Here is an 11814-nt window from a genome sequence, read left to right as displayed (position 1 = left end):
TCGAAAGGTTTTTATCTATAGGGAGCCGAATAGTATGAAGATATGAAAATAGAGGAGAGTCGAAATGACAACTAAAAAAGGAACCATTCTGGTTGTTGAGGATGAAGAAAAGATTGCGAGAGTTTTAGAGCTTGAACTTGAATATGAGGGCTATTCAGTAACAAAAGTAATGGACGGCCTCGAGGCATTAGAGGCTTATCGAACCGGCAGTTGGGATTTAATCTTATTGGATGTCATGCTGCCAGGATTAAGCGGGATTGAACTTCTTCGGCGGATTCGTAAAAATGACCTCAATACGCCAGTCATTCTCTTAACAGCAAAAAGCTCTGTTGAAGACAAAGTGTCCGGTCTCGACCTAGGGGCGAATGATTATATTACAAAGCCCTTTCAAATAGAAGAACTTTTAGCAAGAATTCGAGCTGCATTAAGAATTAAGCAAGTTGAACAACCCCAGGTTGAAGACAGTATCCTGTTACGTTTTGCTGATCTTAGTATTGATCAAAAATCTAGAGAAGTGTTAAGAGCTGGAGAACCTATCGAATTAACTCCAAGAGAATTTGATTTACTAGTCTATCTTATGGTTCATAAACGACAGGTGTTGAGCAGAGATCAAATTTTAGAGGCAGTATGGGGTTATGACTTTTTTGGAGATACAAATGTAGTAGATGTTTATATTCGTTATGTGCGAAAGAAATTAGACCTCCCGCACTTACCCGCATTAATTCATACTGTTCGTGGCATTGGGTATGTCATGAAGGATGCCAAATGAAGCTGAGAAATAAAATTAACCTTTATACAGCTTTTTTGTTTGCCCTGCTGCTGCTGATCTTAAATATTACGGTGTATTATACATTCAGCACTTTACTTCTCGACAGCGAGCTTACCACTGCGCATAAGGAGATGAAGAATATATCCGAAAATTTTGGAGAATCTCTTGGCAAAATCCCCAGTGACTCCTTACTTAGATCCTACGTTCCTGTAAACGGTATGATTGAAATTGTAACTGAGGATAACAACAATCCCCCTGCGTTTACCAGCGCTGACGAGCAAAACCTAAGTAAGAGAAAATCAGTATTTTATAGAAGTGAAGTCAGCAAAACGATAGAATATCAGGAACGTTCCTATACCTTTGAATCAATGCCCATTATCATGCAAGATGGCAGTGTTGCCAATCTTCAAATAACCAAAAGTATGGAGACAGCAACTGAGATATTATCTATTCTTCGTCTAGTTTTAATCTTGGTTACACTGCTTGCGCTGATTCCCGTCATAATTTCCAGCCGGTTACTTAGTAACTTTATTACCAAGCCTGTCACATCTATGATTAAGACAATGACAGAAATAAGGAAAAGTGGAACGTTTAAAACTATAAAACTAGAAGGTAAATCGAAGGATGAGCTCTTTCAAATGGGTCAAACCTTTAATCATATGATTGATCTTTTAGAAATGAACTTTGAAAAACAGGAGCAGTTTGTTTCAAATGCTTCACATGAACTTAAAACCCCATTGACCATAATAGAGAGTTACGCCAGCCTATTAAAAAGAAGGGGCTTAACAGAGCCAGAGTTATTCACGGAATCGATTGAAGCCATCCACTCTGAAGCACTCCGTATGAAGGAAATGACTGAGCAGCTGTTAATGTTAGCAAGACACCATGAACAGTGGAATATCGAGCTTAATCAGGTGAATCTTAATCAATTAATAGACCAAACAGTAAATGCATTCAAGAACGCCTATAAACGTGAAATTAAATTTGAAGCGTTGAATGAAGCTTCCCTATTCATTGAAAGTGATGATAAAAAGCTTAAGCAGCTTTTATTTATTTTTTTAGACAATGCAAGGAAATATAGTGACGACATCATTTCAGTCGAACTAGGGAAAGAGAATGATAAAATTTATATCAAAATTATCGATCGTGGAATAGGCATCATAGAAAGCGAACTCCCAAAGGTGTTTGACAGGTTTTATCGTGTGGATAAAGCAAGAAGCAGAAAACAAGGCGGTTCTGGTCTTGGGTTATCGCTTGCCAAGGAGATTGCCGATGCTATCGGAATAGATGTACAACTGGACAGTGCTGCTGGTATTGGAACTACAGCCACCCTTCTAATAAAAAATTTTGAAAAATTATAGGAAGTCTCATCACTTTCTCATTTTTATATAGGAAAATAATTGTATATAAGGTGGTGAATGTAAATGAAAAAGATATCTTGGTTTTGGGTGGCGATTTGCTCCATAATCCTTGTTATTATCTTTGTCAGCTTTCAGCAATTTGGAAAACTTACTCCTTCAGCTAACATGTTAACAGAAGAGGAAGCCGAGAAGCTTGTTAAAGAGCGCTATCAAGGTAATATATCATCAATAAAATTAGCCAATCAACAGTATCATATAGAACTAGAAAGACAAAATCATCTTTACAGCATTAAGCTGGATTCTTCTAGCGGTAAAGTTTTATCTTTCACACAAACTGATACAATAACATCAGAGCCAACGCCATCCCAACCACCCCCTCAACAAGGTGAAATCTCAGAAGACTCTCCAAAGAGATTGACCGATAAAGAGGCTGTGGAAATTGCACGGACACAGGTTCAGGGAGAGGTTGAAGATATCTGGCTGGAAACTGAAAATAATCAAACCTATTACTTTATAAAAATAGAAACAAATGATGATCGTGAAGCAACCGTGCATATTCATGCTATTACAGGAGCTGTAACGGTAGCATGGGATGACCATGAAAATAAACAGAAAGAAAACAACGATGACGATGATTGATTCGCAGGAAACTATTATTTTTCTCATTAAATTCTAATGATTCTATCCCTATCCTCTCATTTTTACTGGATATACTGAAAGTGTAGAAAGTAATAACAAAAGGAGGAAGACAAAATGAGAAAAAAAGTATTAATAGGCCTCGTATCTTCTTTACTAGTTTTAGGAGGAGCAATTGCGGTAGGTGCATCTAAAAATGATACTCCTCAAGATAATCCCGTTCAAGTTGAGGATAAAAATTCAGTCATTAATCTTGGTACACAAAACCTGCCTGAAATTAAACCAGGTCAGGAAATCGAGTTAGAAACAGAGCATGGGCAAACATTTTACAAAGTAGAATCAGATGATGACGACAGTAATTCTTCATCTGCCCAATCAACAACCTCTTCCACCATATCCATTGAAGAAGCAGCAAAAATCGCAACCAATGAAGTTAACGGCAAAATTACAGAGGTTGAAAAGGAAATGGAATTTGGCAGACTTGAATATAAATTTGAGATTCAGTCGGACCAGGGAGAAGTTGATATTCACGTAGACGCTGAAACAGGAAAAATCACAAGAGTAAAGTTTGATGATGACAGCAGAGATGATCGATATCATGAAGATGATAATGATGATGATGACAAAGGTAGAGGCAGTGATGACAGCGGAATTGATGGATAGAATATTAGAGAGGACAATCGATTATTCGGTTGTCCTTTTTTATGTCCCATATATGTAATTTACACCTATTGGTAATAATAACCAAGAAAGTTATATATAATGTGTTAAATACGACATTATACCTGTTTACACTATCCGAATTATGGCAAAAAAGATTATTATGTTAAACCATAGGAGGTAGTTTATTTGGGTGAGTTATTTTCTGGAATTCCCTATTTACGAATGGGTGCTGGTGAACCGTTGGTTTTTATTCATGGGCTTGGTGAAATAAAGGAAGGTTGGTCCAGCCAGTTTGAGCTTGCAGAAAAATATGATTTGATTATTCCAGATTTACGGGGGCACGGTGAGTATCTTACAAATGAGGAAATTAGCATTCCAAACTTTGCACGCGATGTTATTTGCTTGTTGAAGGGTCTTGGGTTTAAAAGTGCACATATCTGTGGGTTATCGATGGGCGGGATGGTTGCACAAGAAATCTATCGTCAGGCACCAGATATGTGCAGGTCCCTCGTGCTCGTAAGCACATTTCATTATGCACCGAAACATTTCGGAGAGGCATTTTTAAAATTCCGCAAGATAAAATCAGAATCACGGTCACTCGAGGAACAAAAAAATTTCGCAGCACGAGTTTGTCTCTACTCATGGACAGAAGAAAACGTTGAGAATTTCAAAAAATTCTATCATCCCAATCGTGAATTTTACCTTCCTTCAATGCAAGCATGTCTAGAGGTTAATAATTTATGTCTGTTATCAAAGATAAAAGTTCCAACTTTAATTATTGGCGGTCAATATGACTCGGTTACTCCTCCTTGGATACAATTAATGATGCATAAACAGATTAGATACTCTGAATTTGTGATTTTTAGAAATACAGGACATGTAGCTAAACTCGAGGCAAAAGAATCCTTTAATGAGGTACTTCGCAGTTTTTTAAATAAACACAAAAAGGCAAGTTAAGGGAAGGACACTCCTTCCCTTTCTTCCTTTCTTATTATATAATCTTGTACTCACCTTTAGTACAAAATCTAAAGTGGATTCGAACGAGCTGAAGCCCATTCATCGACAACTACTGCGAACAATCCTGTTAAAGCTAAGGAAACATGGCCTGCTTCAACCAGCTTGTAAGTCTTATCCTCGCTCGAAACTAAATTCATAATCGGCAAGCTTTGGTGTTCTAAAACTAAATTATCATTCGTTGAGGAAATAACGAACAAATTTGATTTAATATTTTTCAAATCTACATTTTTATTTCCTATCATTAATTCGCCTTTAACAAGCTTGTTCCCCTTAAAAAGGTCATTCAATAATTGTCTAAATGCCTCACCTGCAAATGGGACCTGATCAGTAGTCCATTTGTTCATTCGACGCCATTTATCAACATATTTAGGATCATGTGCCCGATTTAAAAGCATCGTATAGTGACTAAAATAAACTGGAGCAGATACTGCACGAAACATTGCTTGCACATAGGATGACGGGATTGTCCCATAAACATCTATAAAGCGATCAACATTAAAATCACCATTCTTAAGACCTTCCGCCCATTTATCCGGCCCAACAAGTGTAGAAAAGTCTATTGGTACTGTTGCCACAATCAAGTTTTTAATGTTCTCTTCAGCAATCGCAGCGTATATAGAAGCGATCGTCCCACCTAGGCAATAACCGATAAGTGTTAACTCCTCCGCACCAGAATGGCGAATAGCACGCTTAACAGCTGTTCTTAAATACTTTTGAATATATGTATCCAGACCAATATTCTTATCTTCGTAACCTGGTGTACCCCAGTCTAGCAAATACACATCATAACCACGGTTTGTAAGTCCCTCAATTACACTTGCCTTTGGGGCGATATCAAGTATATAAGGTTTGTTAAATAAAGAATAAACGAAAAATAAAGGAATACCATACTTTTTTTGTTTTGCGGGGTAATGCCATAAAACTGATTTATTTTTTCTCCAAACCTCTGTCCTAGGTGTATGACCAATCTCCGGCTCCGGCTCATTTAATACTTGAAAAACGTGCTTCCAACGTTTCATTTCTTTCTCATAATCTAACGGTGGAATTAGATCCGTAAAAGGTGATTCGACTGCCACTTCTCTAGCCCCCCTTTTTTAATTATTTTGTTGGATCAGCACCTGTTAAGACGGGTTCTTTTTGATCGTCTTTTTGATCGTCTTTTTGATCGTCTTTTTGATCGTCTTTTTGGACGTCTTTTTGATTGTCTTTTTCGACGTGACCTTTAAGTATCTCTATTTCATCTTTAAGATTATTTAATTTATTTAGCTCGAACCTAATCTCTTGTAGTTCACTTTGTAGATTCTTGGAATCTGCTAGTTCCTTTTTCGTTTTCACTAACTCTGTTTTAAGTTGTTTGGTTAATTTGATTATTTCTTTTGAAATCTCAACAACAGCTTCAATTTCCGTGCTTTGAGACTTCAATGAATCCTGTAAGTCCCAAATTTGTTCCTCAAGGGATACAACTTTTTCTTCCGTTTGAATGGTTAAAGAAGCTATATTAGCCAAGTCATTTTTAGTTGGAATATTGAGTACACCTGCAAGTGCCTCTTGATTCTTTCTAAATGCTTCAAGGTATCGGGAGTTTGCCTCTGATCCTGTATTTGACATTTTGACAAATTCATTGTTATTTGACCAAAGAAAAATAAAATCATTTATCTGTTTTTCCAAAACTTCACTGTACTTTTTGAAAGAATCAAATGGGTCGTACGGTTTTTTTGTCGACATCTTGTTCACCTCAATAAAGTTATGATTTATTTGACTCCGTAGTATTCTTCATATATTGCTGAAAGGGTAAAAGTGCAGACTTGACCTGATTTTCAAAAAGATTCACGAATATTTTTTGATTTTCATATAAGACATTGGAGGTACTCTTAACACCTTCAATATATTTCTCTCTACCTTTCTTTCTAAAAGAAATATATTGTTGGACACTGTCTAAGTACTTATCAAGACCTTGCCCAGTCGTTAGTGCACGAATTGGTGTAGATAATAGAGAGGTAGTTTTATTCTGAATGTCATCAACAACTTGGTTGATCTCTTCAAAAGATTTAACAGGGAAAAAATGTTGAATGGTGGTTGTGGTCATGAGTAATTCCTCACGAGCATATTTTTCCCACTCAAGAAGCTCTTTCTTAAATTGCTCCGTAATGGCTTTACTATTTTCCTGATTTCTTTTAATACTCTCAACATATTGTTTAGTAGCATTTAAGAATAAATCATCATGATGGTTTAAGCGCCCTGCCCATTCATCTACTTCTTCAAAGGCAGCTTTCCACATTAATTCAAAACTTGAAAGCTGATTATCCTGGTTAGATTGATTTTCCACTTTTGATTCATTTCTAATAGACATATTTTTTCTCCTCCAAATGTTTAGTTATTAAATAACTTTTTTAAATCTTCTAGTTCGGTATTTAATGTTTTTATTTTGTTAGCCTTTAAGTCCTTCACTTCATTTTCAATTAAACAAAGCAAGTCACTTAAAGATTTATTAAGCTCTTTTAACTCGAAATTGTCCTTTTTCATTCCCCTGTTTAACATAAAAAGCGTTTCATCCAGTTGATCTAACTTATCCTCACACTCTACTTTTCTTTGTGCTAGAATAGCAAAATCATCTTTCAGTGGAATATCAAGTAAAGTTAAGCAATTGTTGATTACCTTTTGTTGAATCACAACAAGATCTAAGTGGTTTTCGATTGCTTTTCCAAAAGCATGTGTAAAGGTTAGACAATTGGTATATGAATGAATCCGCTTATTACACTCTTTTTCTAGGTATTTGTAAAAAGATCCAGGATCCTGATGTCTTGATTCCATAAATGCCCCTTTATCTAACCGGATAGTATGTTAGAATCTATCTGTAACTACTTTAATCCTTGTCCATTATATTATAGCAATTTGTAACGACAATTTACTAGTTTATTATTCGACTTTTCCATTTAATCAAAATAAATAATATTTTCATATATAAGAGTTGGACATTTTTGGGTGAATCTTTAAGTTCTTTAGTTTTATTAATAATCATATAAATGGCAATATCTAGTAAAAAAGGAGTTGTTGAGAATGCCTATAACGAAGGCAAATGGAATTGATTTATATTATGAAGTCCATGGTGAGGGTGAACCACTGCTATTAATCATGGGATTATCACTTACTTCTAAATCGTGGTTTCGAACAATCCCGGCTTTAAGTGAACAATATAAAGTAATAGTATTTGATAATCGTGGTGTTGGACTAAGCGGTAAACCAAATTCTTCCTATTCAATTGAATTAATGGCTGAAGATGCAAGAGCCGTTCTAGATTCAGCCGGTGTAGAGTCTGCACATGTATACGGTATTTCAATGGGGGGAATGATCGCTCAAAGACTTGCGTTGAAATATCCAGAACGGATTAAGTCCCTCATCCTCGGCTGTACAACATCAGGCGGGGAAAAACATGTTCAACCTAGTGCTGATGTGTCCATGCTGATGCTGTCTAGAGCCTCTTCTACAGCCACACCGGAACAAATCGCTTGGGCAACTGCTCCAATCCTTTATAGTCAATCTTTCATTGAAAATCATAGGGACCAAGTCGCTGAAGATATTCAAAAGAGAATCGAGATACCTGTCCTTCCATATGCCTATATGCTGCAGCTTCAAGCGTGTCTTGCTCATGACACCTATGATGAAATTGACGAAATAAAGGTACCTGTTTTGGTGATTCACGGTGATGCGGATAAATTAGTTCCATATGATAATGGTGTAACTTTGGCTGAAAAAATACCAAATGCCGAATTCCTTACCATTAATGGCGCAGGTCACATTTATGTTACTGAAGCGAATGATATAGTGAATAATCGAGTACTTGAGTTTTTAAACAACCTATAAAATTCATAAAGAATGCCCAATTAAAAACTGGGCATTTTTTATGTTATTGAACACTAGCACTTGTCCCGCCATCTACAACAAGAACATGACCGTATACATAATTAGAAGCGTCAGAAGCTAAAAATAATGCCGGTCCTTTCATATCATCATCTGACCCGAATCTTCCTGCAGGGGTTCTCTCGAGAATTTTTTCTCCTGAATAATCGATGACCACTTTTGCCATCTTTGTTGGGAAAAATCCGGGAGCAATGGCATTGACATGAATGTTATAGGGTGCTAGTTTTACAGCCAAATCCTTTGTAAATGTAATGACTGCTCCTTTGCTAGTTGAATAGCCAATTGCATCCATCACAGTTGGATCTTGTCCTCCAAATCCAGCTATGGAAGCAATATTTATGATCTTACCAGAACGCTGCTCCTTCATAATCTTTCCGACTGCCTGCGAAAATAAAAATACGGCTTTAAGGTTAATATTCATAACCTTATCCCATTTATCTTCTGGCATTTCTAGTGCAGGAGCCCCCCAGCTTACACCACTATTATTGACTAAAATATCAATCCTTCCAAACTCTTTCATGGTCTGGTCTACTACATATTGAATTTCTTCTGGGTTAGAAACGTCACATTTTAAGGCAAGTGAACGAACACCTTTTGCCGTTAGGACATCACTAATTTGCTGGCAAGCTTCTAGATTTCTTGAGCAAATGACTACATTTGCTCCCGCATCACCATAGGCCTCTGCAATTTGTTCACCAAGTCCTCTTCCCCCACCTGTTACAATAGCTGTTTTCCCCTGCAAGCTAAATAGATCTCTAGTATTCATCTTCATTCCCCCGAAAAAATGATATTACCTATTTGAATCTTAATACATTTAAATTTATTAAAACACGAATCTATAATAATATTCACAAAAATGTTAAGAATCAAAAATATTATATCAAATAAGGAACCCACTGATATGGATTCCTTCGCTATATTACTTAATTAAAAGATCAATTGTTTTATAGGCTATGAAAAACGCAGCTAATGAAAAAACAGCCTCCTTAAAGCCAAATATAAAAATGGAACTGCTAAAAATAAATAGGTTAAAAAACATAACAATTTGTCCAATTGAAAAAGGGGTCCGTTTACTTAATAAAATGGCCAAAACCTCCGTACCATCTAAGGACCCTCCATATCGAATGACTATTCCTACACCCAATCCTAAAATTACGCCTCCTAAGACTATTACTAGAAATGGATTATTTGTAACGGAAGGAAATGGTTCTAGAACATGGGTACCTATTGAAAGCACAGAAATAGCAAAAAGACTTAGAATTAGAAATCTTTTTCCCAGATAAGAATAACCTAAAAAGAAAAAGGGAGTATTCAGCAGTAAAAGAGACAGGCCAATCTCCATACTAGAAATATGCGAGAGAATGATGCTTACTCCTACGATTCCGCCATCAATTACATTATTTTTCACTAAAAACAACTGCAGTGAAATAGCAACGAGCGAAGCGCCGCAGAAGATATATAATAATCTTTTGGTGATAGATATATTAGCAGATCTGTAATAACTCAGATAATAATTTACTCTCCTCTTATACATAATCCGCCCCTTTTGTTTCAATTATCTCTCCAGTGTACGGTTTATTATATTCTTCTTCATAAGAAAAATACCCGGCCTATTGGTCAGGTATTCTACTAGACACAATGTTTAATTTCTTTGTCAAAACCTTCCTGATTTAAAGATAGAATATAAAAGCAATAGGAACAATGTTGTAGCAATACCAAAACCTATTTCTATTACTGGCAGGCTGTCTAACAGTATGGATGTTTGTCCTGATAACGAGGCACCAATAATTACACCTACCAAAATAATACTAAAGGACAGCAATACAAGACTAAAGGACAGCCTGTTACTTATACGATTAAGTTTATGAAGGACTGGCTCCATTTCAGAAGTGGATATTTCAATCTTCATTTTCCCTTTTTTCATAACGGATGTAAAATCTTTAATCGTTTTTGGGAATTCATGAAGGATATCCCCATATTCTGTGAAATTTGACCATGCAAATTCTGCCACGTTTTTTGGCTTAAAGCGATCAATAAGTAATTGCTTACCAAATGGTTCGGCAACTGCTAAAATACTTATTTCGTGGTTTAGCTTTTCAACGGTCCCCTCTAATGTCAGCAGCGTTTTACCTAATATCGTTAAATCTGTCGGAATCATAATTTTATGACGGTAAGCAACAGAAAAGAGTTCATTAACAGCATTTCCAATACTCATCTGACTAAAAGGAACATCGAGGTACTTTTCCCGAAGCTTATCTACATCTGAATGTAATTGTTTTACATTTACTTCATCTGGAACAAGCCCCATGTTCGTGATTGCCTTTACTACTTCTGAAGTGTTTTTCCGCATTAATGCAATGACAAAAGAGGCAATGTGCGATCTCATTTCATGAGTTATTCGGCCCACCATACCGAAATCCATAAATGCAATCACTTGTCCTGGCAGGGCAACGATATTTCCTGGATGAGGATCCCCATGGAAAAATCCATTAATTAGGATTTGATGAAAAATAGCATTTACTATTTTCTCACCTAATACTTTTGTGTCGTATCCCTCTTGCTGCAGCTTTTCAATCTCATTTAGTTTAACCCCATCAATAAACTCCATCGTCAGAATCCTCTTAGTACTGTATTCCCAATATACCTTGGGAATATGGACCTTGGAATCATGAATAAATTGTTTAGCAATCTTTTCAGCGTTTCTGCCTTCATTTTCATAATCCAATTCTTCACGAAGCGACCTTGATAATTCTTCTATAATTGTCCGAATTTGATACCTTTCAACCCATTCGATTCTACTTTCCGCTAATCTGGCAAGATCCTGAAGGATTTCTAAATCTGTATCAATTACACTCATAATATTGGGACGTTGAATTTTAACAGCAACACGCTCTCCTGATAGCAAAACTGCATGGTGGACTTGCCCAATAGATGCTGCAGCTAATGGAGTCTCACAAAATTCTGCAAAAGAATTTTCGAGAGAATCAGCCAATTCCTCTTCTACTATTCTTTTCACCTCATCAAATGAAAAAAGAGAAACATTGTCCTGAAGCTTTACTAGTTCTTGAAGGATATCGGCTGGGATAATATCAGGTCTAGTGCTGGCAATTTGGCCAATTTTCACAAAAGTTGGACCAAGTTCCTCGAGGAACATCCGAATTCGTTCACCTGTTGTTCTGCTATTTCGTGATTGGTTTCCTTCAACAAATACTCTCTTTGGAACTGATAACAAATCAAGAAGCCCTAACTCTTTCATAACAAACCCAAAACCATACTTAGTAAAAGCATAAACGATATCTCGATAACGGTGAATATGGCGAATTTTTTTCTTAATCATTCTCTCCACTCCTGTTGGGAGTATTTTAAATATCTATTTCCTCGAATCAAGATTCTCACTTTCACGAGGGATTTACAAGCTCATCCTGCTATTGTTCGATTAAAAAACAAAAA

Annotated in this window: 13 protein-coding genes; 6 read left to right on the top strand and 7 right to left on the bottom strand. The window is 36.3% G+C overall.

The genetic code is table 11. The annotated features are described in order from the left end of the window. Window positions 1-64: 64 nt before the first annotated feature. The 5 genes from ACY3XC_RS07770 (at window position 65) to ACY3XC_RS07750 (ending at window position 4386) form a co-directional block, all read left to right on the top strand. A complete protein-coding gene (locus ACY3XC_RS07770; RefSeq protein ID WP_464868077.1) occupies window positions 65-769 on the top strand; it encodes a response regulator transcription factor in 705 nt (234 codons plus the stop codon). Further along, entirely contained in the window at window positions 766-2130 is a 1365-nt protein-coding gene (locus ACY3XC_RS07765; RefSeq protein WP_464868076.1) for a sensor histidine kinase, read from the top strand. Before ACY3XC_RS07770 ends, ACY3XC_RS07765 begins: the two co-directional genes overlap by 4 nt. A gap of 63 nt (window positions 2131-2193) precedes the next feature. Next, window positions 2194-2769: a PepSY domain-containing protein gene (locus ACY3XC_RS07760; RefSeq protein WP_464868075.1), complete on the top strand. Its 576-nt coding sequence runs from the start codon at window positions 2194-2196 to the stop codon at window positions 2767-2769. A gap of 114 nt (window positions 2770-2883) precedes the next feature. Beyond that, complete coding sequence (locus ACY3XC_RS07755; RefSeq protein ID WP_464868074.1) at window positions 2884-3429, top strand: PepSY domain-containing protein; 546 nt, start codon at window positions 2884-2886, stop codon at window positions 3427-3429. Window positions 3430-3615: 186 nt separating this feature from the next. After that, a complete protein-coding gene (locus tag ACY3XC_RS07750; protein ID WP_464868073.1) occupies window positions 3616-4386 on the top strand; it encodes an alpha/beta fold hydrolase in 771 nt (256 codons plus the stop codon). 68 nt (window positions 4387-4454) lie between these two features. On the opposite strand, the gene ACY3XC_RS07745 is transcribed toward ACY3XC_RS07750, so the two are convergent. Genes ACY3XC_RS07745 through ACY3XC_RS07730 form a run of 4 tightly spaced genes read right to left on the bottom strand, consistent with a single transcriptional unit; the run spans window position 4455 to window position 7257 of the window. Next, window positions 4455-5522 carry an alpha/beta fold hydrolase gene (locus tag ACY3XC_RS07745; protein ID WP_464868072.1) on the bottom strand — a complete coding sequence of 356 codons (1068 nt, stop codon included), beginning with the start codon at window positions 5520-5522 and terminating at the stop codon, window positions 4455-4457. Window positions 5523-5544: 22 nt separating this feature from the next. After that, complete coding sequence (locus ACY3XC_RS07740) at window positions 5545-6171, bottom strand: polyhydroxyalkanoate biosynthesis repressor PhaR (protein ID WP_464868071.1); 627 nt, start codon at window positions 6169-6171, stop codon at window positions 5545-5547. Window positions 6172-6190: 19 nt separating this feature from the next. Continuing rightward, complete coding sequence (locus ACY3XC_RS07735; RefSeq protein WP_464868070.1) at window positions 6191-6796, bottom strand: hypothetical protein; 606 nt, start codon at window positions 6794-6796, stop codon at window positions 6191-6193. Between the two features lie 20 nt (window positions 6797-6816). Further along, entirely contained in the window at window positions 6817-7257 is a 441-nt protein-coding gene (locus ACY3XC_RS07730) for a hypothetical protein (protein WP_179158369.1), read from the bottom strand. Window positions 7258-7503: 246 nt separating this feature from the next. Between ACY3XC_RS07730 and ACY3XC_RS07725 the strand changes: the two genes are divergently transcribed. Then, entirely contained in the window at window positions 7504-8307 is an 804-nt protein-coding gene (locus tag ACY3XC_RS07725) for an alpha/beta fold hydrolase (RefSeq protein WP_464868069.1), read from the top strand. Window positions 8308-8350: 43 nt separating this feature from the next. On the opposite strand, the gene ACY3XC_RS07720 is transcribed toward ACY3XC_RS07725, so the two are convergent. The 3 genes from ACY3XC_RS07720 to ACY3XC_RS07710 form a co-directional block, all read right to left on the bottom strand. Beyond that, entirely contained in the window at window positions 8351-9130 is a 780-nt protein-coding gene (locus tag ACY3XC_RS07720) for an SDR family oxidoreductase (RefSeq protein ID WP_464868068.1), read from the bottom strand. A gap of 153 nt (window positions 9131-9283) precedes the next feature. After that, window positions 9284-9898: a YitT family protein gene (locus tag ACY3XC_RS07715; protein ID WP_464868067.1), complete on the bottom strand. Its 615-nt coding sequence runs from the start codon at window positions 9896-9898 to the stop codon at window positions 9284-9286. 120 nt (window positions 9899-10018) lie between these two features. After that, the gene (locus ACY3XC_RS07710) at window positions 10019-11701 is read right to left on the bottom strand and encodes an ABC1 kinase family protein (protein WP_464868066.1); all 1683 of its coding nucleotides are present in this window, start codon (window positions 11699-11701) and stop codon (window positions 10019-10021) included. Window positions 11702-11814: the final 113 nt, after the last annotated feature.

This window comes from Bacillus sp. CZDM1 (assembly GCF_055502545.1).
Note: the sequence above shows the minus strand (reverse complement) of the source record. Positions and strands in the feature narration are given on the sequence as shown.